Source organism: Pseudomonas sp. H1_G08, assembly GCF_054681355.1.
In genome coordinates this window covers 5,144,149-5,171,120 of sequence record NZ_CP162822.1, presented here as the reverse complement: position 1 = coordinate 5,171,120, position 26,972 = coordinate 5,144,149, and the positions used below count along the sequence as shown (strand labels likewise).

The window sequence follows — 26,972 nt, the reverse complement described above, 5'->3', positions numbered from 1 at the left end:
ATTCACCACCCGTTTCGGGGACCTTGGTACAGGCAGGCCGGGGATTCCCCTCTTTACACCGGGCTCACAGCGCAAAGCAGCGAGCCCACCGTTTTGGGATCCTTGGTACAGGCAGGCCGGGGGTTCCCTCTTTACACCGGGCTGACGCTGCAAGCGAAGCCCATGCTTTTGGGAACCCTGATACAGGCAGGTCAGGGATTCCCGCTTTTACACCGCAATGCGTCCCGCCCTTATTCGAACCTGGGGCGCTCGGGCACATGATGTGGGGGCTGGTTTTGCCATGTCGGGTCAAACCTCCTTACTTCCTCCTCCAGCCTGTCCAGCATTTTCCCCGGGCTGGGTTCAGTAGACGCAATGTTCAGCAAACTTTCTTGCTCACCTACGCTGGCCTTTTGGAAGCTTTCAATAAACGACCAGAACCGGCGCTGCAAAAGCAGACGCTCAACCTGAAATTCCGGCGTACGCACCAGATTTCTGAGTTGTTTGATCATTGCGGGGTTCACTTGAAGGACAAATGAATCCCACAGGGCAGACTTTTCAGCGCGTTGCGTTTGGGGGACATGGTGCAGCCATGGACTGTCCGCCAAATCAGCCTCGATTCTCCCCAGCCACAGATCGGTACCCGTCTGCCGACGTGCAGCTATCAATCGTCGAAGAGAAGCGGGGTCGGCAATCGGACTGCCAGTCAGGTCAAACCCTTTTCTCAGCTCAATGGTTTCGGGAATGGCTCTGATCGCGGTATAGGCCAGATTCAAACGTGTCCTGGGAATATCGGATGTCACGCCGTCCGGGAATTCTCTTATACGAGTTCGGTGGAGATCGACTTCCCGCAACGCCGTCATTCCCCGCAGTGAGGGCGCCACAGCCAGCCGACTTTCCGACAAATTCAATATCTCCAGCCGCGACGGACCGTTCTGCAAACCAAGCCCGGGCGGCGGCGAGGTTATGAACGTATTGGCCAGATTCAACTCTCGCAATCCGGACATGCGAGTCACATCAGGTGCTTCTGTCAAATCGGGATTATGGTACAGGTCAAGCACCTCCAACCGTGACGCCACGGGCCATTGATCCAGCCCGACAGGGGGACGACTCAAACCACAGGAACGTGCGCGCAAGACCCGCAACTCGCTCATGCCACGCACTGAAAAAAGCGGCCAGATACTGCAGTGCGTCAGGCTCAACTCCCGCAAACGGGTCAATCGCGTGAAATGCTCAAGGCCGTCCGACGGGAGCCATAGTCTGGCTTCCTGCATCGTCAGGACTTTCAACGTCGGGAGTTTATCGATTTCGGCCAACAGTTCATGACACTTGCCATTGAATCTGCGGATTTCGAGGGTTTCAATGTGGGAAAGCATCGAGAACAATTTTCCCAGACTTTTCGAAGGACTTCCTTCCAGGCCTAGAGATACGACGGATCTGAGCGGAACGGAACAACCCGGTAGCGCCAGATTGCGCCGACTTCCCAGGTCGAGCTCCAGCTTGAAACCGACCAGTCGCCCGTCGCGGTAGACTTTTTCCGAATGCTCTCCCTGCCATTTGAACAACCGACGCACGTTGGCCCCTATTGCCAGCCGGCGCCTGCGTTCGGCAATGTCCTGGCCTTTGTAACCCGTCTCCCAGGCAGTGATCTCACGGTTCAATCGAGGAAACTCCAGCTCAAGCCGCTTGAGTTCGACTTCTGCCACACCCGCTTCCCCATACCTTGCGATGAAATCATCGGCATGTTGATCCGTCGCATCAGCAAAATAGCGTCTGACCAGTGTCCGTGTGGTCGCAACCAGAACCGGCGGCTGCCCCCCGGAGGGGCCTGCGCCGGTGAGCCAGGGGCGGTGAAAGTTGAACGGGTTGGCAGGTGCTTGAGCAGCGCCATCCATCCCACCGCGCAAACCTGTGAGGATGCAAACCCAGGTGTTCTGCTCGCTGCGGGTGATCGCCAGGGTTTCACCGCCCAGGCTGGCGCGGTAAATGTTCACGCTGTCGGCAGCGACGGGATCGTTGGGTTTGACCAGGCGCCAAACCCTGTATTCCGGGCGGGAGGCATCCAGATCCTGCATCACCTGATACGCCTGCTCATGGATGACCACATAGAGTTTGCCATCGTGACGTATCACGCCATCGCTGCCCGATTGTGCGCTACTGACATCCAGCCCGGCATGAAAGCCATCCAGGCTTTGGGCGGTCAGGGGGTTGGTGCGGGTGCTGAAGTCGCTGTGCGGATGCCAGATGCCGCTTTCGCTATCGCGCAACATCCATGGGCCGGAAGGGTACAACTCGCCGGGATGTCGAGCGCGATACCATCCCGTATCCGGATCAGCTGCGACGAGAACGAGGCCACTGCCAGGGACGTCAACATAACGGCGATTTTTGTACAGCCTGAAGCCTTCGCCATCAGCGTCAGGCAATTCGGTGGTTGATGTTATCCGGTAAGTCTCCAGCGACCGGTGTATCACAGGAGAGATGGCAGCAACCTCCGGTGCCGGGCGAACCTCGACCACCGGCGCCGATAGGATCGTATTCGGGCCTGCGTCGTCGCCAGGTTTGGTGCTAAGCGACATCAGATCATCGAGACCAGCCCAGGGGACCGTGCCATCGCGGACGGGCATATCCGCCGCTGTGAAATCCTTGTCCGAGCTTCGCTTCGGGAACGTGTGGACATCCGTATCAACGTGGGTGCTGCCCCCGCGAGGTGGTTTTACTGACATGTTTTTTCATCCTTGAAAAGTCGCCCCGCCATTCATGCTCAGGCGGGGGGGTCGGCATCCTGCCGGTTAGCTGGGAAGACCAACGATAGCCTGCGTAAACGTTGACGCGCAGCGGAAAAACAGACGGCTCCGGTGGGAAATGACGCTAGCAAATGTGGGAACGGCAGGGCAGGCCGAACGTCATCAGCCTGCGCTTTTGTGCAGGGGTGATGATGCCGGCATCGTGCCGCCTGCGGTTTGCACCCCCCTATGCAAGCCGCGGCCGCTTGGGCAAATGATGCGGGGGCTGGTGCTGCCAGGTTGAGTCGAACTTCGTCATTTCCTCTTCGAGCCTTTCCAGCATTTTTCCGGGACTGGACTCCGTTATCGCGATGTCCCGCAAAGCGTCTTGCTCACCAAGACTCGCCTTTTGGAAATGTTCCAGAAACGCCCAGACCCGACGCTGCAGAAGCGGCCGCTCAACCTGAAACTCAGGCGTGCGGACCAGCTCTCTGATTTTGCCCATCATGGCAACATTCGTCTGATCGATTAACGAGTCCCAGAGGGAAATCCGGGCGGCGCGTTGCGCCTGTGGAACATTGTGCATCCAGTGGTCTATGACCAGATGGCTCGAAGCTCGTCCCAACCAGATGTCCGTTCCTGTTTGCCGACGTGCAGCAATCAATCGCCGAAAGTAGACAGGATCGGAAATCAACGTGCCGGTAAGGTTGAAACCCTCCCTGAGTTCAACAGCTTCGGGGATTGATTCGATCCGGGTATAACTCAGATCCAGACGTGCTCGGGGAACCTCGGAGTTCACGCCGTCCGGGAAAGTTTTTATCGCGGTATGGCTCAGGTCAACGTCCAGCAACGCCGACATTGCGCTGAGCGACGGCACCGCGGCGAGTGGGGTGCTGGATAAATTCAAGACCTGGAGTTGCGAAGGACCGCTCTGCATGCCAAGCCCGGGTGGCGGCGCGGATATGCGGGTATGGGACAGATCCAATACTCGCAATTCGGACATCAGAGTCACATCAGGCGGATGTCGCAGTTCGGGATTGTGGTACAGATCAAGCACCTGCAACCGTGACGCCACGGCCACCTCATCCAATCCGAAAGGCAGACGGAGCAAGCCACAGGAACGTGCGCGCAATACCCGTAACCCGGTCATCCCTCGCACTGAAAGATCGGGCCAGATACCACAGTTGATCAGGCTCAACTCTTCCAGCCCGGTCAATGTGGCGAAGTGGTCGAGGCCTGTCGACGACAGCAACAGACTGCTTTCACGAATTTCCAGGACTCTCAACTGTGGGAGCTTGTCGAGTTGGGCAAGCAATTTCTGGCCGTCGATTCTGCGTGTTTGCAAGGTGTCCATGCGCGGGAACATCGACAACAGATCTCCCAGATTCCTAGAGGTGCGTCCCTCCAGGCCAAGAGACACAACAGATCCGAGTCGAGTCGAAAAAACCGGAAGGGCGAAATTCCCCCGCGCGCCCAAATCCAGTTTCAACCTGAAGCCGATCAGCCGGCCATCCCGGTAGACTTTTTCCGAACTGTCGCCCTGCCACTTGAACAATCGACGCACGCTGGCACCTATTGCCAGTCGCCGAATGCGCTCGGCACTGCTGTCACCCCTGTAGGCAGTCTCCCACGCAGTGACCTCACGGTTGAGTTGAGGAAACTCAAGCTGTAGCCGTTTTAGCTCCACCTCAGCCGCACCTGCCTCAGCAAATCGGGCAATGAAATCATCGGCATGCTGATCGGTGGAGTCGGCGAAATAGCGTTTTACCTGCGCCCGCGTGGTCGCGTCTGCAACCGCCGCTTGCCCCCGTGAAGGGCCGGAGTCAGTGAGCCAGGGGCGATGAAAGTTGAACGGATTGGCACCTGCAGCCTCATTGCGCTGCATGCCCCCGCGTAAACCAGGAAGGATGGAAACCCAGGTATTGCGCTCGTTCCGGGTAATGGCCAGCGTCTCACCGCCGAGGCTGGCGCGATAAATGTTTGCGCTGTCGGTGGCGCCGGGATGACTGGGATCAACCAGACGCCAGACCTTGTATTCCGGGCGAGACGCAGCAAGATCCTGCAAAACCTGATACGCCTGTTGATCAATGACCACGTAGAGCTTGCCAGCGTGACGTACCACGCCGTCGCTGCCGGGGGCGACGCCGCTGAGATCCAGCCCGCTGCGAAATCCCTGCAAACCCGCAGCGGTCAGAGGATCGGTGCGTGCGTTGAAGTCGTTGTGCGGATGCCAGAGGCCGCTGCGGCTATCCCGCAACATCCATGGACCGGTGGGCAGCAACTCGCTGGGGAGTCGAGCGCGATAAAATCCGCTGTCCGGATCCACCCCTACCAGAACGATGCCGCCGCCAGACACATCCACATACTGACGTTTTTTGTACAGCCTGAAGCCGTCACCGTCAGCTGCCGGCAGTCCGGCCGGTGATCGCATTGCGTAACTGTCCAGCGACCTGGCGATGACGGGAGGACTTGGATTGGTGTGCGGCGCAGGGCGAACCTCGACCATCGGCGTCGGCAAGGTCCTGTCCGCGCCGACAACATCGCCCGGCAAGCTGCCCCGCAGCTTCGGATCATCGCCACGAACCCAGGGGGCGGTGCCATTGAGATCGGGAGTGCGCACCAGTGCGAAATCCTTGTCCAGACGTCGGGTCATAGCCGGGTGAACATCCGTGTCCACGCGGGTGCTGCCACTGCGGGGTGGTTTTACTGGCATGTTTTCATCCTTGAAAGTCGTCCCTGGCATTTATCCCAGAGACGATGGGGGGGTGGCATTGCTGTTACAGACGGGTCGAGGTTTGCCGCTTTTGCATCCGCACTGCGTACCCCTGCGAGTTACTCGAACCTGGGCCGCTTGGGCAAAGGGTGCAGCGGCTGACTCTGTCGCCCTCCGTCATAGTTGCGGATTTCATTCTCCAGCCTGTCCAGCATTCTCCCGGGACTCGTTTCCGTATAAAGAATGGCGTCGAGCCTGGCCCGCTCGTTGACTTCGGCGCTGTCATACATTTCCAGAAACCACCACACGCGCCGCTGCAGAAGCGGGCGCTCCACGTGAAACTCGGGCGTTCGACTCAGTCGACGAAGAATGCCGGTCACTGCCAGTGGCATTGCGGCGTTATGCCTGTCCCACAGCGCTTGTTTTTCCGCTATCTGTTCCTGTGGCACATTGCGTAGCCAGAGATCGGCAGTTACATCGCTGCTTTCCTGCCCAAGCCAGATATCGGTGCCTGTCTCTACACGTGCTCGTATCAACCGCCGTAAAGAGGCCGGGTCCATTATCGGATTGCCGATGAGATTGAAGCCCGCTCTGAGCTCCACGGATTCGGGGATCGACCTGATGTGATTGTCCGCAAGATTCAGTTCTCTTGCGGGAATCCTGTCGGTAATGCCCTCGGGAAATCTTTGCAATCGTGTATTGGAAAGATCCAGCTCCTGCAGTGCGGTCATGTGTTCGAGTGAGGGGCTGGTCGAAAGCGGATTGCCCCCCAGTTTTAACACTTCCAGCGTCGACGCCACGTCGATGGCCTCAAGTCCGGAAGGCAGCAGGTGTATTCCGGTGCGGCTCAGATCCAGCACCCGCAGTTCAGTCATCCCTCTGATATCAGCTGCCACTTGCAAAAAGGTGACTTGCTCCTGATGCCGCATCTGCATGTCCAGGCTGTTCACCGGGGCCTCGAAGGTGTTGCAAAGCCATAGCTCGTTTAGCCTGGCAAGGCCTCGTACGGAAAAGTCAGACGTCAATTCACAGTCCTGCAGGTGCAGCCTTTGCAAACGCGGGAATCTTTTCAATTGCTCGGCAAAGCGCGAATCCAGCCTGAATTTCGAATAAGCCCGTTCGATCACGTTCCATCCTTGAAACCGCCCTTCCACTTCGATTGCCTGACTGGTAATGGTCAGACTTTCAAGATTGGGAAACTGTGCGCAAAACACGTCCGGGTCCAGCCGGCCATGGCCTCTTAAAGTCAGAGAAATCACTGAGCTGAATTTCAAGGAAAGCGGTTTTTGAACTGGCCATATCGTCAGATCGATTTCCAGCTTGAAGCCCACATGCCGCCCGTCACGGTAGACGCGCTGTTCGGGCTGACCTTGCCATCGGTACAACTGGCGAAACGTCGCCCATATATTCCGCGCCTCATGTAACTCCTTGTCCGATGAAATGCGACCTCGACTGATCGGCAGGTCAAAACGCGTCGAGTCCAATTGCGCCAGCCCAAGCTGAATATGCTTGAGCTCAAGCTCTGCCACGTCCTTGTCATCGAACCGGGCGATGAAGGCATCCGCGTCCTCGTCGGTCGTGTCGGGCAGGTACTTGCGGATCTGCTCCCGGGTAGTTGGTTCCACGACTTCACGCGCATACCAAAGTCCGCTGTGCACATCGCGCAGCATCACCGGGCCGGATGGGAGCAACTCGCTTGGCCGCCGGGCTCGATACAGACCCGTCGCAGGATCCACTGCGACAGGCACCAGGTCGCCGTTGACCAAGTCTGCGTAGGTTCGCCGACTGATCACCCGCAAACCCTCACTGTTGACCTGTGGAAGTATCGCTCGGGCGTTGGTGACGTAATTGTCCAGCGAAGGCTGGGTAGCGGGAGGGCGAATACCTTCTGCGAGTGCGCGCACCACAACGGCCGCGGCAGGGGGTATGGCACCCAGGGTCGCATCACTGGATGATTCGGCGCGCGGCAGCAAATGATGCGAAGCAAAATTCACATCGACGCCTGTGCGACCCGGGTGGCCGTGGAGCGAAATGTCGGCGTCCGCAGCCCGATGCAGGCTGTCCGGAACGTCCACGTGGGTACCGCCACCGCGAGGGGGTTTTACTGGCATGTTTTCATCCTTGAAAAAGACGCCCCATGCAGTCGAGCAAGGGGACGACGGGTTTCGGCATCCTGCCGTTTGAAGGGGCAAACGATAGCGTGGACGAGCATCGGACGGAGATGGGAAAGGGAGACGGCCGCAGTGGGAAACGACCTCAAACAGTGTCGGAGCGCGCCCAGTGATGAGGACTTGCCCCTAGGGCTCGCTCAAGCGGATCTCCAGCCGCCAACGATCATCGACCTCGCTGCCAACCCAGTCGCCCTGCAACGGGCGCGCTGCCAGCACCGTCAGCAATAACCCTCCATCGCTTTTGCGCGTGCGCCAGTTGACGTCCTTGCCGTTGAGCCTGAGCTGGCCCTTCTGCGGTCGACCTTCGGCCTGAAACAGCAGCGCGACGGTGCCATCGATAATCTCGCCGTGCAGTTTCGGCTCGTTGTTGAACCACACCACCAGGCCGCCATCGGTGACCTCGACACGCTCCAGCACGCTTGGATCGGGCGTCGTCAGACGGCCAATCATCAAGCCGATCATCAAGCCGACAATCGCCAGCGAGCCGATGACTCGCGGGAATAGTTTCGAACGGTTGTCCACAGGCGGCGTAGAATGCCGCTCATCTTTACCTTCGGAGCCGTGCATGTTTCACGTCATCCTTTTTCAACCAGAAATTCCGCCGAACACCGGCAACGTTATCAGGCTGTGCGCCAACAGTGGCTGCCACCTGCATTTGATCGAACCACTGGGTTTCGAGATGGACGACAAGCGCCTGCGCCGTGCCGGTCTCGACTACCACGAATATGCCACGTTGCAGCGTCACGCTGACCTGGCCAGTTGTCTGGAAAGTCTGGGCAACCCGCGCGTGTTCGCCTTCACCACCAAGGGTTCGCGACCGTTCCATGATGCCGCGTTCGTGCCCGGCGACGCGTTTCTGTTCGGCCCGGAAAGCCGTGGCCTGCCGGCGGACGTGCTCGACGCCCTGCCCGCCGAACAGCGCCTGCGCCTGCCGATGCGCGAAGGCTGCCGCAGCCTGAACCTGTCCAACACCGTGGCGGTCGCCGTGTACGAAGCGTGGCGGCAGAACGACTTCAAATAGTTTTCGCCTGACCAAAACAATCGCGGGCAAGCCCGCTCCCACAGGAATGTGCAAAACCTGTGGGAGCGGGCTTGCCCGCGATGCGTATCCGAGCCTTTATTGAACGGTCGGGGTCTCGCCGCTTTCCTGCATGCGCTGCAGCTCTTGCGCGTACAGGGCGTCGAAGTTCACCGGGGCCAGCATCAGCGCCGGGAACGAACCGCGGGTGACCAGGCTGTCCAGGGTTTCGCGGGCGTACGGGAACAGGATGTTCGGGCAGAATGCACCGAGGGTGTGGCTCATCGAAGCCGCGTCCAGATTCTTGATCAGGAAGATACCGGCCTGTTGCACTTCAGCGATGAAGGCCACTTCTTCACCGTTTTTCACGGTGACGGAAAGGGTCAGCACCACTTCGTAGAAATCGCCTTCCAGCGCTTTCTGGCGGGTGTTCAGATCCAGACCGACCGCCGGATCCCACTGCTGGCGGAAGATCGCCGGGCTTTTCGGGGCTTCGAAGGACAGGTCGCGTACGTAGATGCGCTGCAAGGAGAATTGCGGTGCGGTTTCTTCTTCGCTGGCTGCAGTGTTCTGTTGGTCAGTCATCTCAGATCCTTATCGATCTTGGGTCTTTTAGGGAGTGCTGTACGTGGGTGCAGCCGTTCAGCCCTTGAGCAGCGCGTCGAGTTTGCCGGCGCGCTCCAGAGCGTATAAATCATCACAACCGCCGATGTGCTTTGCGCCGATCCAGATTTGCGGCACGGACGTGCGCCCGGCCTTTTTGGTCATTTCGGCACGCAGCTGCGGCTTGCCATCGACCTTGATCTCTTCGAAGGCCACGCCTTTGCTGGCGAGCAGATGCTTGGCGCGCGAGCAGTAAGGGCAGTAATCGCTGGAATAGACGATGACTTCGCTCATGTCATTTCACCAGCGGCAGGTTGTCGCCTTTCCAGCTGGAAATCCCGCCGGACAGCTTGGCGGCGGTGAAGCCGGACTTCATCAGTTCGCGGGCGTGGGTGCCGGCGGTCTGACCGAGGGCGTCGACCAGAATGATGGTCTTGGCCTTGTGCTTTTCCAGCTCGCCGACGCGGGCAGCCAGTTTGTCTTGCGGGATGTTCACCGCGCCGACTATGTGGCCAGCGGCATAATCCTTGGCCGGACGGATGTCCACCACCACGCCTGCGTCTTTATTGACCAGTGCGGTCAGTTCGCCGGTGCTCAGGCTCTTGCCGCCGCCCTGCATCGTGTGCGCCAGCAACAGAGCCAGAAGTACGACGAAGATACCGACAAGAATGTAGTGGTTAGTGGCAAATTCAATCAGGTGAGCAACCATCGAAGGAGGTTCCAGGGCGTTAAAATGTCGGCCAGTATACACAGCCACTATGGTCGGCCAAACCCCGTCCGGCGGTGACGCGGTCGGAACTTCGCTTTAAACTCCAACTCCGTTTTCCATCGCCCTCTTCTTTATCAGCCACGAGTGGATTCCATGACGACTACGCCCAAACCTTTGGTCCTGATGATTCTCGACGGCTTCGGTCACAGCGACAGCCCCGAATCCAATGCTGTGTTCGCGGCAAAGAAACCCGTGCTGGATCGTCTGTGGGCCACCGTGCCGAACGGCCTGATCTCGGGCAGCGGCATGGACGTCGGTCTGCCGGATGGCCAGATGGGCAACTCCGAAGTCGGCCACATGAACCTCGGCGCCGGGCGCGTGGTGTATCAGGACTTCACCCGTGTGACCAAAGCGATCCGCGACGGCGAATTCTTCGACAATCCGACCATCTGCGCCGCTGTGGATAAAGCCGTGGCCGCCGGCAAAGCCGTGCACTTCATGGGCCTGCTGTCCGATGGCGGCGTGCACAGCCATCAGGATCACCTGATCGCCATGGCCGAGCTGGCCTTCAAGCGCGGCGCCGAAAAAATCTATCTGCACGCCTTCCTCGATGGCCGCGACACGCCGCCGAAAAGCGCTGCCTCGTCGATCGAACTGCTCGACGCGACGTTCCAGGCATTGGGCAAAGGCCGGATCGCCAGCATCATCGGCCGCTATTACGCCATGGACCGCGACAACCGTTGGGATCGCGTCGCCCAGGCCTACAACCTGATCGTCGACGGCAACGGCGAATTCAACGCCGCCACCGCTCAGGAAGGTCTCGAAGCCGCCTACGCCCGTGGCGAAAGCGACGAATTCGTCAAAGCCACTTCCATCGGTGAGCCGGTCAAAGTCGAAGACGGCGATGCCGTGGTGTTCATGAACTTCCGTGCCGACCGCGCCCGCGAGCTGACCCGGGTGTTTGTCGAAGACGATTTCAAGGAATTCGCGCGCGCCCGTCAGCCGAAACTGGCCGGTTTCGTCATGCTTACCCAGTACGCCGCAAGTATTCCGGCACCGTCGGCCTTCGCCGCCGGCAGCCTGGAAAACGTTCTTGGTGATTACCTGGCAAAAAACGGCAAGACCCAGCTGCGCATCGCTGAAACCGAGAAGTACGCTCACGTGACCTTCTTCTTCTCCGGCGGTCGTGAAGAACCGTTCCCGGGCGAAGAGCGCATCCTGATCCCGTCGCCGAAAGTCGCTACTTATGACTTGCAGCCGGAAATGAGCGCGCCGGAAGTCACCGACCGTATCGTCGACGCCATCGAAAACCAGCGCTACGACGTGATCGTGGTCAACTACGCCAACGGCGACATGGTCGGCCACAGCGGTGTGTTCGATGCAGCGGTCAAAGCGGTCGAGTGCCTCGACACCTGCGTCGGTCGCATCGTCGAGGCGCTGGAAAAAGTCGGCGGCGAAGCTTTGATCACTGCCGACCACGGCAACGTCGAAAAAATGGCCGATGAAGAAACCCACCAGGCGCACACCGCGCACACCACCGAGCCGGTGCCGTTCATCTACGTCGGCAAACGCGACCTGAAAGTGCGCGAAGGCGGCGTGCTGGCGGACGTAGCGCCGACCATGCTGATGCTGCTGGGTCTGGAAAAACCGGCGGAGATGACCGGGACTTCGATTCTGGTCTGAGCCGAATCCGGAAAACACCGCAAAAACCCTGTGGGAGCTGGCTTGCCAGCGATAGCAAGCTGACAGCCAGCATTTATGTTGAATGTGCAGCCGCCATCGCTGGCAAGCCAGCTCCCACAGTGGTTTGTGCTGGTTTCGAAGATTATTTTCAGCTGTATCTCCAGCCAGTTATCACACAGCCCCAATTGGGCGTTTTTTTTGCAGCCTCGGGCGGGCATACTAGGCCGTCCCTTACCCTGGTGCCGCCCGCCCCTATGCTTCGCGTCCTGATCGCCCTTGCTCTGACCTGTCTGCTCCAGCCGGCCTTCGCCGACGAGCGCGCGCAAACCCAACAGCAGTTGGACGCCACGCGTCAGGATATCGCCGAGCTGAAAAAACTCTTGGGCAAGCTGCAGGAAGAAAAGTCCGGCGTGCAGAAAGAGCTCAAGGGCACTGAAACCGAGATGGGCAAGCTGCAGAAGCAGGTCGACGCGCTGCAGAAAGAACTGCAGAAGAGCGAATCCGAGCTGCAGCGGCTCGATGCAGAGAAAAAAACTCCAGAGCGCGCGCACTGAACAGCAGCGACTGATCGCCATTCAGGCCCGAGCGGCGTACCAGAACGGCCGCCAGGAATACCTCAAGCTGCTGCTCAACCAGCAGAATCCCGAGAAATTCGCCCGCACCCTCACCTATTACGACTACCTGAGCCAGGCACGCCTGGAGCAGTTGAAGAACTTCAACGAAACCCTGCGCCAGCTGGCCAATGTCGAAAAAGACATCGGTCTGCAGCAAGCGCAGTTGCTGGTGCAGAAAAGCGACCTCGACACGCAGCGCGAAGCACTCGAGAAAGTCCGCAAGGAGCGCCAGCAGGTTCTCGCCAGACTCAATGACGACGTCAAGGCCCGCGATCAGAAACTCGCCGCCCGCGAGCAGGATCAGGCAGACCTGTCTAAAGTCCTTAAAACCATTGAAGAAACCCTGGCCCGACAGGCTCGTGAGGCAGAAGAAGCGCGGCAGAAAGCGCTGATCGCCCAGCAGGAAGCGGAAAAAAAGCGTTTGCGTGAGGCGCAGGCTGAAAACAGCGACGCCCCACGAAAACCCGCCAGATCAAGCCCCGGCGCGCTGGTATCGAGCAGCGGCGAAACGTTTGGCGGGCCTTTTGCTGCAACGCGGGGAAAACTTCCGTGGCCGGTTGATGGTCGATTACTCGCACGCTTCGGTGAAAGCCGTGGCGACGACGCCCGCACCAAGTGGGATGGCGTGATGATCAGCGCCTCCGCCGGCAGCCAGGTGCACGCCGTACACGGCGGGCGCGTGGTGTTCGCCGATTGGCTGCGCGGTGCCGGTTTGCTGGTGATTCTTGATCACGGCAACGGTTTTCTGAGTCTTTACGGCCACAACCAGACGCTGCTCAAGTCGGCGGGTGATGTGGTCAAGGCGGGCGAGTCGATTTCCACTGTCGGTAACAGTGGCGGTCAGGACACGCCAGCGCTGTATTTCGCAATTCGTCAGCAGGGTCACCCGAGTGATCCGGCGCAATGGTGCCGTGCGCAAGGATAAGCGCACCACCTAATTCAGGAGTTCGTTCGACATGCTGCATTTGTCCCGCCTTACCTCGCTGGCCCTGACGATCGCCCTGGTGATCGGCGCGCCTCTGGCGTTCGCCGCGCAACCGGCCCCGACCGTCGCTCCGGCAGGCACTGCCGCGACCGCCAAGGCGCCGTTGCCACTGGAAGAGCTGCGCACCTTCGCCGAGGTCATGGACCGGATCAAAGCCGCGTACGTCGAGCCTGTGGACGACAAGACCCTGCTGGAAAACGCGATCAAGGGCATGCTCAGCAACCTCGATCCGCATTCGGCCTACCTTGGCCCGGAAGATTTCACCGAACTGCAGGAAAGCACCAGTGGTGAGTTCGGCGGTCTGGGCATCGAAGTCGGCGCCGAAGACGGCTTCATCAAGGTCGTCTCGCCGATTGATGACACGCCAGCGTCGAAGGCTGGCATCCAGGCCGGTGACTTCATCGTCAAGATCAACGGCCAGCCAACCCGTGGCCAGACCATGACCGAAGCCGTCGACAAGATGCGCGGCAAGATCGGCCAGAAAATCACCCTGACCCTGGTTCGCGATGGCGGCACGCCGTTCGACGTGACCCTGGCCCGTGCAGTGATTCAGGTCAAGAGCGTCAAGGCGCAGCTGCTGGAATCGGGCTACGGCTATATCCGCATCACCCAGTTCCAGGTCAAGACCGGCGAAGAAGTCTCCAAGGCTCTGGCCAAACTGCGCAAGGACAACGGCAAGAAGCTCAACGGCATCATCCTCGACCTGCGCAACAACCCGGGTGGTGTGCTGCAATCGGCGGTGGAAGTGGTCGACCATTTCATCACCAAAGGTCTGATCGTCTACACCAAGGGCCGCATTGCCAACTCCGAGTTGCGCTTCTCCGCCACCGGCAAGGACGAGAGCGAAGCGGTACCGATGGTCGTGCTGATCAACGGTGGCAGTGCCTCGGCTTCGGAGATCGTCGCCGGCGCCCTGCAGGACCAGAAACGTGCCGTGGTCATGGGCACCACCAGTTTCGGCAAGGGCTCGGTGCAGACCGTGCTGCCGCTGAACAACGACCGCGCGCTGAAGATCACCACCGCGCTGTATTTCACGCCGAACGGCCGCTCGATCCAGGCTCAGGGCATCGTGCCGGACATCGAAGTGCGCCGCGCGAAGATCACCAACGAAGCCGACAGCGAATACTTCAAGGAAGCCGATCTGCAAGGTCACCTGGGCAACGGCAACGGCGGCGCCGACAAACCGAGCGGTTCCGGCGGCAAGGCCAAAGCGATGCCGCAGGATGACGATTACCAGTTGGCCCAGGCCCTGAGCCTGCTCAAAGGCCTGAGCATCACGTCCGGCCGCTGAGGATGTTGCTGCGTTCCCTCTGCGTTCTGTTGTGCTGTCTGGCGGGTCTTGCCCAAGCAGAGCCCGCCAGTTCCTCGCCGCACAAGGCCTACCTGACACTGATCATCGATGACCTGGGGCAGAACCTGCCCCGGGATCGTCGCGTGCTCGCCCTGCCCGGCCCGGTCACGGCGGCGATCATGCCCGATACCCCCCACGCCACCGAATTTGCCCGCGAAGCCCATCGCGCCGGCAAGATCGTCATCCTGCACATGCCCATGGACCCGGCCACCGGGCCCTACGCCTGGCACCCCGAACTGCCCATTGAAGAGCTGCAGAAACGCCTGAATGCCGCGTTTGAAAAAGTCCCGTTCACTGCCGGCATCAACAATCACATGGGCAGCCGCATGACCGCGCAGCCTGCGGCGATGGCGTGGTTGATGGGCGAATTGCAGCGTCGGCACAAGTTCTTCGTCGACAGCCGCACCAGCGCTCAAACGGTCGCTGCGCAGCAGGCGCAGAAGATCGACCTGGCCAGCGTTTCCAGAGACGTGTTTCTCGATGATGAGCGCACCGAAGCGGCCATTGCCACTCAGTTGCAGACCGCGATCGCCTTGGCGCACAAACAGGGTTCAGCGGTGATGATCGGCCATCCGTATCCGCAGACCCTGGCGGTGCTCGAGCGCGAATTACCCAAGCTCAAATCGCAGGGCATCGACTGGATCGATATCAGGCAGATGATCAGCGTGCGCAGCAACCGCGCCATGGCTGGCCATGGCAAGGATGGCGTTTACCGGTAACACCCGGTCACGTTGCAATACATAGTTACCACCGAACGCCCCTCCCCCTTCCGGATAGTGAGACCTGCAACAGGTCGCGACTCCTTTGAGTCGCTTGCAACTATCAGGAGTGCCCATGACAAACAACGCCCCGATTATCCCGCCCGTTGGGCGGACTGAACCGATCCGCATCGATAACCTGCTGATCAACTTCACAACAGAATTTCTGCGCATCTGGGATACCAACGGTTTGTCGGCCAGACCCGCGTCGTTCTGGCGCCCGACCCCGGCTCCCGACGCGCTGCCCGGTTATTTCCCCTTGGGCGACTTCGTCACCAGAGGCGTTGGCAACATCAACGGTGAACGCGTGGTCGCGGTTGTTTGTGAGGCAGACATTGCCAGCAATGACCCCACCAAAGGCAGGGCACTGCGACGTCCCGATGATTACGAGCTGGTCTGGAAGGACTCCGGATCAGGCTCGAAAAGAGATCTGTCGATCTGGCGACCGCTAGCTCCCGCAGGCTACGTAGCGCTGGGGTCGGTGTGCTCGAACGATCATGAAAAACCGTCGCTCAACGCGGTGCGGTGCGTTCGCGAAGACCTGGTGATCGCGTCGAATACCACCGATCTGATCTGGGACGACAAGGGCAGCAAGGCCCGACAGCGCCTCAGCACCTGGAGCGCCGTTCCTCCAGCCGCTTTGCCGGGCGAAGTCTACTTGGCATCGGGCAGTTTTTTCAGCTTGAGTGACTACACCCGACCGGCCAGTTTCCCGGTCTACTGCTTGCGCTTGCAGATCGGCCTGCAGATGTCTACACGCCCATCGCCACCGGTGCTCTGCGGCGAGACGCCAACACCTGTAGAGCCAACGGACGATGCGACTTACACCGCCAGCCTCCCCTGGTTCACGGTCAACGATCCGCGTTACACCGCCGCTGAGCAATGGCGTCACTCGCCCTTCTATCTGCTTGAACGCAAGGATCGCTACATCCTCGTCGGTCACGCACGCAACAGTGGCAACGACAGCCAGATATTCAGGTGGAATGCGCAGCGCGCCCAGCGTACTGGCGGCTTGCGTACTTTCACCCAGACCACATCCATCGAATTCGGCGCCCAATGGCAAACCCGACAGCACGGCGCGCTGATGTTTTCCGCACGGCTGGGCCACGATTTCACCCAATGCGAACTGCATTCGAATGAATGGCTCAATACAGCGACCATCGAAGTGGTTGCGGTGGTGGACAAAAACCGCTCAGTGGCCGCCTACCTGGCCCAGAGCGAATACAGACTGGTGCGCGCGGACGGCACGGCAGTGACGGAGGGTTTCATCTACACCGATGGCAATAGCCTGCACATCAGCCAGTACGCACCCACCGAGCCTGAAATCATCGTCGCAACTGAGCCGGAGGCGGTCGAAGATCAGACTGTGCTTGCGCCTGCGACCGAGGGTGAAATCAGCGCCTCCCTGCCAGAGCCCGACGAGTCAGCCGTTACAGATAGCGCGCCATGATTTCATCGACCACGCCTTCCTTGCGCAACTGATCCAGCGCGGTCTGTAGCTTGTTGACCACCTCATCGGAGACGTCCTTGTTCAGCGCCAGATACAACTCGGCGCTGTTGAAGCGCAGCACGGTCTTCAGGCCGGTCACGCCATCCTGCCGCGCCAGATAACGGCCGGCAGGATCACCCGTGGCCCACAGATCGATCTGGCCATTGAGCAGTTTTTTTGCGTTGTCCTGATCGCGCAGCACTACTACCGGTTTGAGGCCTTGCTTGGTGAGCGTCTCGGCAATCGCATCGCCCTTGTAGGCGCCGATCTTGTATTTGCGCGCATCATTGAGGGTTTCGAGGGTGATCTTGCTGTCAGCCTTGGCCAGCAGGATCCAGTCGTCCGGGCCGATTGGGCCGACCCATTTGAACAGTCTTTCGCGATCGGGCAGGCGCGCCATGACGAAGGCCCCGTAGCCGGGATTCTCCAGGGCGAGTTTGTAGACACGCTCCCAGGGGAAACGCAGGGTCAGGCTGTAAGTGAGGCCGGCGCGCTGGAACATCTCGCGAACGATGTCCGTGGCAATGCCGTTGATGTTGTCGCCCTGGGCGAAATTCTTGCCGTTCTTCGCCATGTTGTACGGCGGGAAGTTCTCGGTGAGCAGCACCAGATCGGTGTCGGGACTGGTTTCGGCCCGGGCATTGCTGATGAACAACAACGAGGCGCTGGCGAGAACAACAAGCAGGCGTTTGATCATGTCGGGCTACCGGAATCCATGGCGTGCCCAAGAGTGCCTTGGGCGCGCCATGCTGTCCACTGGCCTGTACGCTTTAGCGCATGACGATGCCGCGATGCGACATGTAGGCCTTGGCTTCCTGCACAGTGTATTCGCCGAAGTGGAAAATACTCGCCGCCAGCACCGCACTGGCATGACCTTCGAGAATGCCATCGGCCAGATGCTGCAGATTGCCGACACCACCGGAAGCGATCACCGGAATGCCCAGCGCGTCGCTGATGGCGCGGGTCACGCCGAGGTCGAAACCGTTTTTCATGCCGTCCTGATCCATGCTGGTCAGGAGGATCTCGCCGGCACCGAGGCCTTCCATTTTCTTCGCCCACTCGACTGCGTCGAGACCGGTCGGCTTGCGCCCGCCGTGGGTGAAGATTTCCCAGCGCGGGGTTTCGCCGGGACCGGAAACTTTCTTGGCGTCGATGGCAACGACGATGCACTGCGAGCCGAAATGCTGCGCGGCCTCGCCGACGAACTCGGGGTTGAACACGGCGGCGGTGTTGATCGACACCTTGTCCGCGCCGGCATTGAGCAGATTGCGGATGTCCTGCACGGTACGCACGCCACCGCCGACGGTCAGCGGGATGAATACCTGGCTGGCCATGCGCTCGACGGTATGCAGCGTGGTGTCACGGCCATCGACGCTGGCGGTGATGTCGAGAAAGGTAATCTCGTCGGCGCCCTGCTCGTCGTAGCGACGAGCAATTTCCACCGGGTCACCGGCGTCGCGGATGTTCTCGAACTTCACGCCTTTGACGACCCGGCCGTTGTCCACGTCCAGGCAAGGGATGATGCGTTTGGCCAGCGCCATGGTCAGTCCTCAGCCTTGGTACGAATCGCAGAAAGCTTGCGCTTCGGCGACATCGAGAGTGCCCTCATAGATCGCCCGGCCGGTAATCGCGCCGATGATGCCCGGTGCCTTGGCGTCGAGCAGCGACTTGATGTCACCCAGGTTATGGATGCCGCCGGAAGCGATCACCGGAATCCTGGTGGCAGCGGCCAGCGCAGCGGTGAACGGTACGTTGCAGCCCTGCATCATGCCGTCTTTGGCGATATCGGTATAAACGATCGAGGATACGCCGTCAGCCTCGAACTGCTTGGCCAGGTCAATGACCTGCACGGTGCTGATTTCCGCCCAGCCGTCGGTGGCGACGAAACCGTCTTTGGCATCCAGGCCAACGATGATCTTGCCCGGAAAGGCGCGGCAGGCCTCAGCAACGAACGCCGGATCTTTTACGGCTTTGGTGCCGATGATCACGTAGCTCACGCCCGCCTTAACGTAATGCTCGATGGTTTCCAACGAACGAATGCCGCCACCGATCTGGATCGGCAGGGTCGGGTAACGCTTGGCGATTGCGGTAACCACTTCGCCGTTGACCGGCTGGCCTTCGAACGCGCCGTTCAAGTCGACCAGATGCAGACGGCGGCAACCGCCCTCCACCCACTTGGCAGCCATGCTCACCGGGTCATCGGAGAACACCGTGGAATCTTCCATGCGGCCCTGGCGCAGACGTACGCAGGCACCGTCTTTGAGATCGATAGCGGGAATAATCAGCATCTGGCAAACCTTAAAATTGGAATGTTCAGCTTGGCTCGGGAATCAGTTTTTCTCGAGCGCCCACAGGTCGCTTTCGATGCTTTCAAACCGTTCCTTGAGGTGGGTCTGCACATCGAAAATCGCCCTGTTGTAATAGTGCGGAGCAATCTCGCGGGTAAACAGCTCAAGAATTTCCGCCGCTTCGAACGAACCCAGGTCCAGTTCGAAACGGTCTTCCATGAACCGCTGGATCTTGCGATTGGCCTCGCTCTCCTGCTCGGGAGTGAGGGTCAGGATCGGCGGTCTGGATTTCTTGACAGCCATTTACCAGCGACCGTCCCACGCAGCGAAGTTCTGCAGCAGTTGCAAGCCGTGGGTATGGCTTTTCTCCGGGTGGAACTGCACGGCGAAACGCGAACCGTCGGCCAGCGCTGCGGCGAAATCGACACCGTAATGGCCGCTGCCTACAACCTGACGCGCATTGGCGGCGGCGATGTAGTAGCTGTGCACGAAATAGAAACGCGCCAGGTCGGGGATGTCGTGCCACAGCGGGTGACTGATCTTCTGCTTTACCTCGTTCCAGCCCATGTGCGGGACTTTGAGGTGCTCGCCGTCTTCGTGCAGATCCTTGCCGAAGAATTTCACCGCGCCCGGAAACAGGCCGATGCAGTCGACGCCGGCGTTCTCTTCGCTGGTATCGAGCAAGGCTTGCATGCCGACGCAGATGCCGAGGAACGGCCGATCCTGGCTGACCTCACGGACCAGCGAGTCGAAGCCGAGGCGACGGATCTCCGCCATGCAATCGCGAATCGCGCCAACGCCCGGGAATACCACACGGTCGGCTTCTCGAATCACGTTCGCGTCGCTGGTAATCAGCACCTTGCCGGCGCCGACGTGCTCAAGAGCCTTGGCCACCGAGTGCAGATTGCCCATGCCGTAGTCGATAACTGCAACCGTCTGCATTACAAAACGCCTTTGGTCGACGGCATTTGCCCGGCCATGCGTTCGTCCAGCTCGACGGCCATGCGCAGGGCGCGGCCGAAAGCCTTGAACACGGTTTCGATCTGGTGGTGAGTGTTGGTGCCGCGCAGGTTGTCGATGTGCACACTGACCAGCGCGTGGTTGACGAAGCCCTGAAAGAATTCCTGGAACAGGTCAACGTCAAAACCACCGACGGTGGCGCGGGTGTACGGCACGTGCATCTGCAGGCCCGGGCGACCGGAGAAATCGATCACCACGCGCGACAGCGCTTCATCGAGCGGCACGTAGGCATGGCCGTAGCGACGGATGCCTTTCTTGTCGCCGATGGCTTTGGCGAACGCCTGGCCGAGGGTGATACCGACGTCTTCCACCGTATGGTGGTCGTCGATATGCAGATCGCCCTTGCATTCGATATCCAGGTCGATCAACCCGTGACGGGCGATCTGATCCAGCATGTGCTCAAGAAAAGGTACACCGATATCGAATCGGGCCTTTCCGGTGCCATCAAGGTTGATCGAGGCTTTGATCTGGGTTTCCAGAGTGTCGCGCTCGACAGACGCCTTACGTTCGGCCATCACCAGCTCCGCAAAATCATTGGGCGAAAAAGGCAGCCATTATAGGCACGCAGGAGGCAAACAGAAACACGAGAGGTGAGATGCCTGACGGATAGAACGCCCGGCTGTCGCGGGTAGACATGTCCATACAAGCCATTACAGGCATGCCAGAAACAAATGTGGGAGCGAGCCTGCTCGCGAATGCGGCAGGCCAGCCAACATTGATGTCGACCGGTGCTCCGTCTTCGCGAGCAGGCTCGCTCCCACAGGTTCGGCGTTTATTCAGCTAACACCTTAGTGAAACAGTACCGCCGTCTTCTGCAGGGTCACCCACACACCCCACGCCAACGGAATACCCACCAACAGCCATGCCGCGATCGCCAGAGGCTTGGTGCCCGGCGCCGCTTTCCACTCCAGAACGGTGCTGGCGTCAGCACCTTTGTCGTGGCCCAGCGCCTGTTCGGCGGCCAGTTCAGCGTCGGTCATGAAGTACTTGTCGGCCACCGGGCGCACCATCAGATTGCACAGAAAGCCCAGAACCAGCAGGCCGGCGAGGATGTACAGGGTGATGTCGTAAGCGGCAGCGCGTTCCACGCCGATGCTCAACTGATATTCACGCAGGTAGTTCACCAGCACCGGACCGAGCACACCGGCAGCGGCCCAGGCAGTCAGCAGACGACCGTGGATCGCACCGACCATCTGTGTACCGAACAGGTCGGCCAGATACGCCGGAACCGTGGCAAAACCACCGCCGTACATCGACAGGATGATGCAGAACGCCGCCACGAACAGCGCAACGTTGCCCAGATGGCCCATGTTCGGAATCAGCGCGTACAGGGCAAAACCCAGCGCGAAGAACACGAAGTAGGTGTTCTTGCGCCCCAGGTAGTCGGAGAACGAGGCCCAGAAGAAGCGGCCACCGATGTTGAACAGGCTCAGCAGACCAGTGAAGCCCGCTGCGATCGCCGCGATCGAGGCCAGTTGGCCAGCGTCGAGCTGACCGAACGGCACATCGACGCCCAGCAGTTTGCCGCCGAACACTTCCTGCAACAGTGGCGAAGCCATGCCGAGGATACCGATACCCGCCGACACGTTCAGGCACAGCACCAGCCAGACCAGACGGAATTGCGGAGTTTTCCAGGCTACATTCACGTGGACGTGACGGTTGGTGATCATGGCGTTGGAAGCTTTCTTCGCCGGAGCGGTCCAGCCTTCAGGCTTCCAGCCGGTTGGCGGCACGCGGTAGGACAATGCGCCACCGATCATGAACACGAAGTAAATGGCCGCCATGGCCACGAAGCTCTGCCATACGCCCACGCCTTCTGGCGATGCGAAGTGGCTCATCAGTGCAGTCGCCAACGGTGCACCGACCATCGCGCCGCCACCGAAGCCCATGATCGCCATGCCGGTTGCCATGCCGCGCTTGTCCGGGAACCACTTGATCAGGGTCGACACCGGCGAGATATAGCCCAGGCCCAGACCGATACCGCCGATCACGCCGGAGCCGATCCACATCAGCCAGATCTGGTGGGTATAGATACCCAGCGCGGAAATCAGCAGACCGCCGCACCAGCACAAGGCCGAGACCACGCCCGCTTTACGAGGCCCGGCGTGTTCCAGCCAGCCACCCCAGATCGCTGCCGAGCAGCCGAGGAAGATGAAGAACAGCGTGTAGATCCAGCCGAGCATGGAGATCGGCCAGTCGCAGTTCGACGAAAATACCTGTGCGATGAAGCTCATGTCCGGCGCGCAAGCCACCGGCGCGGTAACGCCCAGCGCCTTGGACAGCGGCAACCAGAACACCGAGAAGCCGTAGGCCATGCCGATGCACAGGTGAATGGCCAAAGCGGCCGGTGGAACCAGCCAACGGTTGAAACCGGGCTTGGCGATGATGCGTTCCTTGGACAGGAACGCAGGCTGGTCGGCTTTGAGGCCGTCCGCCGTGATGCTCGTGCTCATTGTGTATCCCCCAATTGTTAGTATGGTTCGCCAGCCACTGCTCACCCTCGGCCTTATGCACGCAGGCATGACCGTTTTTTTAGGTGAAGCTCCTTGAAGGCGCGACGTTAAGTCGCAGACGGGCGGACGAACTGGCGAAGGTTACCATTCTCAGGTGACAGAAAAACCAAACTGATATCACCTTTTTTCTGTCACCTGTGTTCGCCCCCTGTAGGAGCTGCGGAACGCTGCGATCTTTTGATCTTTTTGAAAATGCCAAAATCAAAAGATCGCAGCGTTCCGCAGCTCCTACAGACGGCATTTCAATGGGGTTACCATGCCGGATGTTGTTCAGGTGCCTGACACCGATAGGTGCATTTGCTACTTGTCCCATTTATGCGTGCGAAAAGTTACCCGTCGCCTTGGCGGGGCTGAACGACTGGTGAACCAAGCGCAAAAAATGGCGTCGCAAGCGGGGGCCGGATTGCGCCCTCTGGCGCCCGCCGGGCATCCTCAAGCGCAGGCCCTGTGGCGAAGTTGCAGGTGCCGCCGCCGACCCTCGGCAGATGACGCCACACCGAACCGGGCGCCGGCAGCGCTATACTCCCCGGCCATATGACCAATTCGACTAACTACAAGGACTCGCCCATGAAAGCGTTCGGCAAAATCCTGGGTCTGGTACTTCTCGGGCTGTTGCTGATCATTGTGGCGGCAGGCTTTGCCCTGACCCACCTCTTCGATCCCAACGACTATAAAGACGAGATCCGCCAGATTGCCCGCGACAAGGCCCACATCGAGCTGACGCTCAATGGCGATATCGGCTGGAGCCTGTTCCCGTGGCTTGGTCTGGAACTGCACGAAGCCAGCGTCGCCACCCTGGCCAAGCCTGCCGAACCGTTTGCCGACTTGCAGATGCTCGGCCTGTCCGTGCGCGTGCTGCCGTTGTTGCGCCGCGAAGTGCAGATGAGCGACGTGCGCGTCGAAGGCCTCAACCTGCGCCTGAACCGCGACAAGAACGGCCACGGCAACTGGGAAGACATCGGCAAGGTGCCAGTGGCACCCGGCTCGACGCCACCCGCCACAACGGGCACGACCGCCAGCGAGCCGACCGTCGCCGTGGAAAAACCGGCGCAACCGATCCGCCTCGACATCGACAGCCTGACCGTCAACAACGCCCGCGTTGAATACACCGATGAGCTGACCGGCAAGCAGTTCAGTGCCGAAAGCATTCAGTTGAGCACCGGCCCGGTACACGATTCGACCAATATCCCGGTGAAAGCCACCGCGTTCCTCGGCACCAATCAACCGGTGCTGCGCGTGCGCACCGAGCTCAACGGCGAGCTGCGCTTCGAGCGCGCCCTGCAACGCTACAAGTTTGAAGACCTGAAACTCACTGGCGAGCTCGCTGGCGATCCGCTGCAAGGCAAAACCATGACCTTCTCTGCTCAGGGCCAGTTATTGCTGGACAAGGCAGCGAACGTCGCCGAATGGACCGGCATCAAGATTTCCGCCAACCAGTTGCGCGCCTTGGGCGAGCTGAAAGCCAACGACCTCGACAAGACGCCACAGATCAGCGGCGGCATTTCCATCGCCCAGTTCGATCTGGCGAAATTCGTCGACAGTATCGGCCAGACACTGCCGGCGATGGGCGAAGGCAGCCTGAGCAAGGTCGAACTGGTCAGCCGCGTTGCGGCCACCCCGACCAGCCTGTCGTTCGACAACATCAACCTGAAACTCGATGACAGCAGCTTCAGTGGCCGCATCTCCGTCGAGGACTTCGCCAAACAGTCGCTGCGCGCGATTCTCAAGGCCGACACGTTCAACGTCGACCGCTACCTGCCACCGAAATCGGCTCAGGCCAACAGCGCCACGCAAACCCGTCAGGCCGAAGTCGCCAGCACCGAGGCCGGCGCCGTCGCGGGTACCACGCCGCTGCCGGACAAACCGAGCAAAACCGCCTGGAGCACCGAGCGTCTGCTGCCGGTCGAACGCCTGGCCAAACTCGACGTCGATGCCGACCTGACCTTCGGCCAACTGACCCTCGACAAGCTGCCGATCCAGAACGCCGCGCTCAAAGCCACCGGCCAGGGCGGCTTGCTGACGCTGACTAACCTGAGCGGTGATCTGTACAACGGCGGCTTCGTCGCCAACGGCACACTCGACGTACGCCCAAGCGCGCCGGTGCTCAACCTGCAGACCCGGCTCAACCGTGTGCCGGCTGAAAAAATCATCGAAAGCCAGGGCAAGACTCCGCCGGTCAAAGGTCTGGTAACGCTGACCAGCAGCCTCACCGGCAGCGGCAACAGCCAGCAGGCGCTGATCGATACGCTGAACGGCAACGCCAGTTTCGTCATCAACAACGGCGTGCTGCTCAACGCCAACCTTGAACAGCAATTGTGCAAAGGCATCGCCACCCTCAACCGCAAGACCCTGAGCGGCGAGCCACGAGGCAAGGACACGCCGTTCGAGGAGCTCAAGGGCAACCTGACCGTGCGCAACGGCGTCGCCAGCAACCCCGACCTGAAAGTGCGCATCCCCGGCATGACCGTCAACGGTGACGGCGACATCGATCTGCGCGTGCTCGGCATGGATTACCGCGTCGGCATCATCGTCGAGGGCGATACCAGCGCCATGCCCGACCCGGCCTGTCAGGTCGGCGAGAAGTTCGTCGGCATCGAGTGGCCACTGCGTTGCCGTGGCCCGCTGGAACTGGGCGCCAAGGCCTGCCGTGTCGACAATGACCGTCTTGGTCAGGTCGCCAGCAAAATGGCCGGCAACAAACTCAGCGAAAAGATCGACGAGAAACTGGGCGACAAAGTCAGTCCGGAACTGAAAAACGCATTGAAGGGGCTGTTCAAGCGATGACAGCGGAGCAGTTTTCCACGGCGGTGCTGGAATGGTTCGACCGCCATGGCCGCCACGATTTGCCGTGGCAGCAGGACATCAATCCGTACCGGGTCTGGGTGTCCGAGATCATGTTGCAGCAGACTCAGGTCAGCACCGTGCTCAACTATTTCGAGCGTTTCATGGCGGCGCTGCCAACAGTCGAAGCGCTGGCCGAAGCGCCGGAAGACGAGGTGCTGCACCTGTGGACCGGGCTGGGTTACTACACTCGCGCACGCAATCTGCAGAAGACCGCGAAGATCGTCGTCAGCCAGTACGCTGGCGAATTCCCGCGCGACGTGGAAAAACTCACCGAGCTGCCGGGCATCGGCCTGTCCACCGCGGGGGCGATCGCCAGCATCAGCATGGGCCTGCGCGCGCCGATCCTCGACGGCAACGTCAAACGCGTGCTGGCGCGCTTCACGGCGCAAGAGGGCTACCCCGGCGAACCGAAAGTCGCCAAACAGCTGTGGGCCAACGCCGAGCGCTTCACCCCGCACGATCGGGTCAACGCTTACACCCAAGCGATGATGGATCTTGGCGCCACACTCTGCACGCGCAGCAAGCCGAGCTGCCTGCTGTGCCCGCTCAAGCGTGGCTGTGAAGCGCACATGCTTGGTCTGGAAACACGTTATCCGATTCCCAAGCCACGCAAGGCCATCCCGCAGAAACGCACGCTGATGCCGATGCTCGCCAACGGCGAAGGCGCGATTCTGCTTTACCGCCGCCCGTCGACGGGACTGTGGGGCGGTTTGTGGAGCCTGCCGGAGCTGGATGATCTGGAAGATCTGCAACATCTGGCCGATCAGCACTCGCTGACCATGGGTCAGCAGCAGGCGCTGCCGAGCCTGATTCACACCTTCAGCCACTTCCAGCTGTCCATCGAACCGTGGCTGGTTCAGGTGCAGGAAGCCAGCCATCACGTGGCCGAGGCCGACTGGCTCTGGTATAACCTCGCCACCCCGCCGCGCCTGGGCCTTGCTGCCCCGGTCAAGACCTTGCTCGAACGCGCGGCCGCCGTATTGAATGCAGGAGAATCGCCATGACCCGCACCGTAATGTGCCGCAAGTACAAAGAAGAACTGCCCGCGCTGGAGCGCGCCCCTTTCCCGGGCGCCAAGGGCCAGGATATTTTTGACCACGTCTCGGCCAAGGCCTGGGCCGACTGGCAGAAACACCAGACCCTGCTGATCAACGAAAAGCGCCTGAACATGATGAACGCCGACGATCGCAAATACCTGCAGGGCGAAATGGACAAGTACTTCTCCGGCGAGGAATACGCCAAGGCCGAAGGCTACGTGCCGCCAGCCGAATAACCGGTATATTTCGTAAGCGACGGAATTAATTTAAGAAATTTTCAAAAAGTCGTTGACGTAAATCTGAAAAACCCTTTTAATGCGCCCCGTTGCCCAGATAGCTCAGTCGGTAGAGCAGGGGATTGAAAATCCCCGTGTCGGCGGTTCGATTCCGTCTCTGGGCACCAAATACCGAAAACCCTGAATCGCAAGATTCAGGGTTTTTTTATGCCTGCGATTTGATTCCCCTCCCCTCGTC

General features: G+C 60.1%; 22 protein-coding genes, 1 tRNA gene and 2 pseudogenes. 11 read left to right on the top strand and 14 right to left on the bottom strand.

The features are described from left to right. Positions 1-230: 230 nt before the first annotated feature. The 4 genes from AB4N85_RS23515 to AB4N85_RS23500 all read right to left on the bottom strand — a co-directional run bounded on the left by AB4N85_RS23515 (position 231) and on the right by AB4N85_RS23500 (position 8,153). Entirely contained in the window at positions 231-2,702 is a 2,472-nt protein-coding gene (locus tag AB4N85_RS23515) for a leucine-rich repeat domain-containing protein (protein WP_252868637.1), read from the bottom strand. Between the two features lie 247 nt (positions 2,703-2,949). Continuing rightward, a complete protein-coding gene (locus AB4N85_RS23510) occupies positions 2,950-5,415 on the bottom strand; it encodes a leucine-rich repeat domain-containing protein (protein WP_460066079.1) in 2,466 nt (821 codons plus the stop codon). 119 nt (positions 5,416-5,534) lie between these two features. Beyond that, positions 5,535-7,526, bottom strand: a complete 1,992-nt coding sequence (locus AB4N85_RS23505; RefSeq protein WP_252868635.1) for a leucine-rich repeat domain-containing protein — start codon at positions 7,524-7,526, stop codon at positions 5,535-5,537. A 186-nt stretch (positions 7,527-7,712) separates the two neighbouring features. After that, positions 7,713-8,153, bottom strand: coding sequence for a hypothetical protein (locus tag AB4N85_RS23500; protein ID WP_056787242.1), 441 nt, complete (start codon positions 8,151-8,153; stop codon positions 7,713-7,715). Between AB4N85_RS23500 and AB4N85_RS23495 the strand changes: the two genes are divergently transcribed. Further along, positions 8,152-8,607, top strand: a complete 456-nt coding sequence (locus AB4N85_RS23495; RefSeq protein WP_016772113.1) for a tRNA (cytidine(34)-2'-O)-methyltransferase — start codon at positions 8,152-8,154, stop codon at positions 8,605-8,607. The two genes, AB4N85_RS23500 and AB4N85_RS23495, sit on opposite strands and share 2 nt — an antisense overlap. A gap of 96 nt (positions 8,608-8,703) precedes the next feature. On the opposite strand, the gene secB is transcribed toward AB4N85_RS23495, so the two are convergent. Genes secB through AB4N85_RS23480 form a run of 3 tightly spaced genes read right to left on the bottom strand, consistent with a single transcriptional unit; the run spans position 8,704 to position 9,916 of the window. Continuing rightward, the gene (gene secB, locus AB4N85_RS23490; RefSeq protein WP_016772114.1) at positions 8,704-9,189 is read right to left on the bottom strand and encodes a protein-export chaperone SecB; all 486 of its coding nucleotides are present in this window, start codon (positions 9,187-9,189) and stop codon (positions 8,704-8,706) included. A 57-nt stretch (positions 9,190-9,246) separates the two neighbouring features. Continuing rightward, entirely contained in the window at positions 9,247-9,501 is a 255-nt protein-coding gene (gene grxC, locus AB4N85_RS23485; RefSeq protein WP_016772115.1) for a glutaredoxin 3, read from the bottom strand. 1 nt (position 9,502) lies between these two features. After that, positions 9,503-9,916: a rhodanese-like domain-containing protein gene (locus tag AB4N85_RS23480; RefSeq protein ID WP_016772116.1), complete on the bottom strand. Its 414-nt coding sequence runs from the start codon at positions 9,914-9,916 to the stop codon at positions 9,503-9,505. A 153-nt stretch (positions 9,917-10,069) separates the two neighbouring features. Here AB4N85_RS23480 and gpmI point away from each other — a divergent pair, with 153 nt between their 5' ends. From gpmI to AB4N85_RS23455, 5 genes and pseudogenes are all read left to right on the top strand, one after another. Beyond that, positions 10,070-11,599, top strand: coding sequence for a 2,3-bisphosphoglycerate-independent phosphoglycerate mutase (gene gpmI, locus AB4N85_RS23475; RefSeq protein WP_095181060.1), 1,530 nt, complete (start codon positions 10,070-10,072; stop codon positions 11,597-11,599). 254 nt (positions 11,600-11,853) lie between these two features. After that, positions 11,854-13,138: pseudogene (locus tag AB4N85_RS23470) on the top strand (murein hydrolase activator EnvC family protein). Positions 13,139-13,169: 31 nt separating this feature from the next. After that, positions 13,170-14,489 (top strand): S41 family peptidase, encoded by a 1,320-nt coding sequence (locus AB4N85_RS23465; RefSeq protein ID WP_039756590.1) that lies wholly within the window; start codon positions 13,170-13,172, stop codon positions 14,487-14,489. 2 nt (positions 14,490-14,491) lie between these two features. Next, positions 14,492-15,268 (top strand): divergent polysaccharide deacetylase family protein, encoded by a 777-nt coding sequence (locus AB4N85_RS23460; protein WP_252868634.1) that lies wholly within the window; start codon positions 14,492-14,494, stop codon positions 15,266-15,268. A 115-nt stretch (positions 15,269-15,383) separates the two neighbouring features. After that, entirely contained in the window at positions 15,384-16,757 is a 1,374-nt protein-coding gene (locus tag AB4N85_RS23455; RefSeq protein WP_095181062.1) for a Vps62-related protein, read from the top strand. On the opposite strand, the gene AB4N85_RS23450 is transcribed toward AB4N85_RS23455, so the two are convergent. The 7 genes from AB4N85_RS23450 to AB4N85_RS23420 all read right to left on the bottom strand — a co-directional run bounded on the left by AB4N85_RS23450 (position 16,738) and on the right by AB4N85_RS23420 (position 22,557). After that, positions 16,738-17,493, bottom strand: a complete 756-nt coding sequence (locus AB4N85_RS23450; protein WP_041477526.1) for a substrate-binding periplasmic protein — start codon at positions 17,491-17,493, stop codon at positions 16,738-16,740. The two genes, AB4N85_RS23455 and AB4N85_RS23450, sit on opposite strands and share 20 nt — an antisense overlap. Before the next feature lie 73 nt (positions 17,494-17,566). Next, complete coding sequence (gene hisF, locus AB4N85_RS23445; RefSeq protein WP_016772122.1) at positions 17,567-18,337, bottom strand: imidazole glycerol phosphate synthase subunit HisF; 771 nt, start codon at positions 18,335-18,337, stop codon at positions 17,567-17,569. Positions 18,338-18,346: 9 nt separating this feature from the next. Further along, positions 18,347-19,084, bottom strand: coding sequence for a 1-(5-phosphoribosyl)-5-[(5-phosphoribosylamino)methylideneamino]imidazole-4-carboxamide isomerase (gene hisA, locus AB4N85_RS23440; RefSeq protein ID WP_056787231.1), 738 nt, complete (start codon positions 19,082-19,084; stop codon positions 18,347-18,349). A gap of 42 nt (positions 19,085-19,126) precedes the next feature. Next, the gene (locus tag AB4N85_RS23435) at positions 19,127-19,387 is read right to left on the bottom strand and encodes a DUF2164 domain-containing protein (RefSeq protein ID WP_056787227.1); all 261 of its coding nucleotides are present in this window, start codon (positions 19,385-19,387) and stop codon (positions 19,127-19,129) included. After that, positions 19,388-20,026 (bottom strand): imidazole glycerol phosphate synthase subunit HisH, encoded by a 639-nt coding sequence (hisH, locus tag AB4N85_RS23430; protein ID WP_056787225.1) that lies wholly within the window; start codon positions 20,024-20,026, stop codon positions 19,388-19,390. Beyond that, the gene (hisB, locus tag AB4N85_RS23425; RefSeq protein WP_016772125.1) at positions 20,026-20,619 is read right to left on the bottom strand and encodes an imidazoleglycerol-phosphate dehydratase HisB; all 594 of its coding nucleotides are present in this window, start codon (positions 20,617-20,619) and stop codon (positions 20,026-20,028) included. Before hisB ends, hisH begins: the two co-directional genes overlap by 1 nt. A gap of 273 nt (positions 20,620-20,892) precedes the next feature. Continuing rightward, on the bottom strand, positions 20,893-22,557 hold the full coding sequence (locus AB4N85_RS23420) for an OFA family MFS transporter (protein ID WP_252868633.1): 1,665 nt from the start codon (positions 22,555-22,557) through the stop codon (positions 20,893-20,895). Between the two features lie 355 nt (positions 22,558-22,912). On the opposite strand from AB4N85_RS23420, the pseudogene AB4N85_RS23415 reads away from it, so the two are divergent. From AB4N85_RS23415 to AB4N85_RS23395, 5 genes and pseudogenes are all read left to right on the top strand, one after another. Further along, positions 22,913-23,106: pseudogene (locus tag AB4N85_RS23415) on the top strand (acetyl-CoA sensor PanZ family protein); the annotation flags it as partial. Positions 23,107-23,151: 45 nt separating this feature from the next. Next, the gene (locus AB4N85_RS23410; protein ID WP_460066070.1) at positions 23,152-25,401 is read left to right on the top strand and encodes an AsmA family protein; all 2,250 of its coding nucleotides are present in this window, start codon (positions 23,152-23,154) and stop codon (positions 25,399-25,401) included. Then, complete coding sequence (gene mutY, locus AB4N85_RS23405; RefSeq protein WP_041477524.1) at positions 25,398-26,465, top strand: A/G-specific adenine glycosylase; 1,068 nt, start codon at positions 25,398-25,400, stop codon at positions 26,463-26,465. The genes AB4N85_RS23410 and mutY overlap by 4 nt, the downstream gene beginning before the upstream one ends. After that, complete coding sequence (locus AB4N85_RS23400) at positions 26,462-26,734, top strand: oxidative damage protection protein (RefSeq protein WP_041477523.1); 273 nt, start codon at positions 26,462-26,464, stop codon at positions 26,732-26,734. Before mutY ends, AB4N85_RS23400 begins: the two co-directional genes overlap by 4 nt. A gap of 91 nt (positions 26,735-26,825) precedes the next feature. Continuing rightward, a tRNA-Phe gene (locus AB4N85_RS23395) sits at positions 26,826-26,901 on the top strand. Positions 26,902-26,972: the final 71 nt, after the last annotated feature.

Bases quoted from the DNA above. Each gene is read 5' to 3' on its own strand.
- AB4N85_RS23515 (WP_252868637.1), bottom strand. From the start codon at position 2,702: ATGTCAGTAAAACCACCTCGCGGGGGCAGCACCCACGTTGATACGGAT.
- AB4N85_RS23510 (WP_460066079.1), bottom strand. From the start codon at position 5,415: ATGCCAGTAAAACCACCCCGCAGTGGCAGCACCCGCGTGGACACGGAT.
- AB4N85_RS23505 (WP_252868635.1), bottom strand. From the start codon at position 7,526: ATGCCAGTAAAACCCCCTCGCGGTGGCGGTACCCACGTGGACGTTCCG.
- AB4N85_RS23495 (WP_016772113.1), top strand. From the start codon at position 8,152: ATGTTTCACGTCATCCTTTTTCAACCAGAAATTCCGCCGAACACCGGC.
- AB4N85_RS23500 (WP_056787242.1), bottom strand. From the start codon at position 8,153: ATGCACGGCTCCGAAGGTAAAGATGAGCGGCATTCTACGCCGCCTGTG.
- secB (WP_016772114.1), bottom strand. From the start codon at position 9,189: ATGACTGACCAACAGAACACTGCAGCCAGCGAAGAAGAAACCGCACCG.
- grxC (WP_016772115.1), bottom strand. From the start codon at position 9,501: ATGAGCGAAGTCATCGTCTATTCCAGCGATTACTGCCCTTACTGCTCG.
- AB4N85_RS23480 (WP_016772116.1), bottom strand. From the start codon at position 9,916: ATGGTTGCTCACCTGATTGAATTTGCCACTAACCACTACATTCTTGTC.
- gpmI (WP_095181060.1), top strand. From the start codon at position 10,070: ATGACGACTACGCCCAAACCTTTGGTCCTGATGATTCTCGACGGCTTC.
- AB4N85_RS23465 (WP_039756590.1), top strand. From the start codon at position 13,170: ATGCTGCATTTGTCCCGCCTTACCTCGCTGGCCCTGACGATCGCCCTG.
- AB4N85_RS23460 (WP_252868634.1), top strand. From the start codon at position 14,492: ATGTTGCTGCGTTCCCTCTGCGTTCTGTTGTGCTGTCTGGCGGGTCTT.
- AB4N85_RS23455 (WP_095181062.1), top strand. From the start codon at position 15,384: ATGACAAACAACGCCCCGATTATCCCGCCCGTTGGGCGGACTGAACCG.
- AB4N85_RS23450 (WP_041477526.1), bottom strand. From the start codon at position 17,493: ATGATCAAACGCCTGCTTGTTGTTCTCGCCAGCGCCTCGTTGTTGTTC.
- hisF (WP_016772122.1), bottom strand. From the start codon at position 18,337: ATGGCGCTGGCCAAACGCATCATCCCTTGCCTGGACGTGGACAACGGC.
- hisA (WP_056787231.1), bottom strand. From the start codon at position 19,084: ATGCTGATTATTCCCGCTATCGATCTCAAAGACGGTGCCTGCGTACGT.
- AB4N85_RS23435 (WP_056787227.1), bottom strand. From the start codon at position 19,387: ATGGCTGTCAAGAAATCCAGACCGCCGATCCTGACCCTCACTCCCGAG.
- hisH (WP_056787225.1), bottom strand. From the start codon at position 20,026: ATGCAGACGGTTGCAGTTATCGACTACGGCATGGGCAATCTGCACTCG.
- hisB (WP_016772125.1), bottom strand. From the start codon at position 20,619: ATGGCCGAACGTAAGGCGTCTGTCGAGCGCGACACTCTGGAAACCCAG.
- AB4N85_RS23420 (WP_252868633.1), bottom strand. From the start codon at position 22,557: ATGAGCACGAGCATCACGGCGGACGGCCTCAAAGCCGACCAGCCTGCG.
- AB4N85_RS23410 (WP_460066070.1), top strand. From the start codon at position 23,152: ATGACCAATTCGACTAACTACAAGGACTCGCCCATGAAAGCGTTCGGC.
- mutY (WP_041477524.1), top strand. From the start codon at position 25,398: ATGACAGCGGAGCAGTTTTCCACGGCGGTGCTGGAATGGTTCGACCGC.
- AB4N85_RS23400 (WP_041477523.1), top strand. From the start codon at position 26,462: ATGACCCGCACCGTAATGTGCCGCAAGTACAAAGAAGAACTGCCCGCG.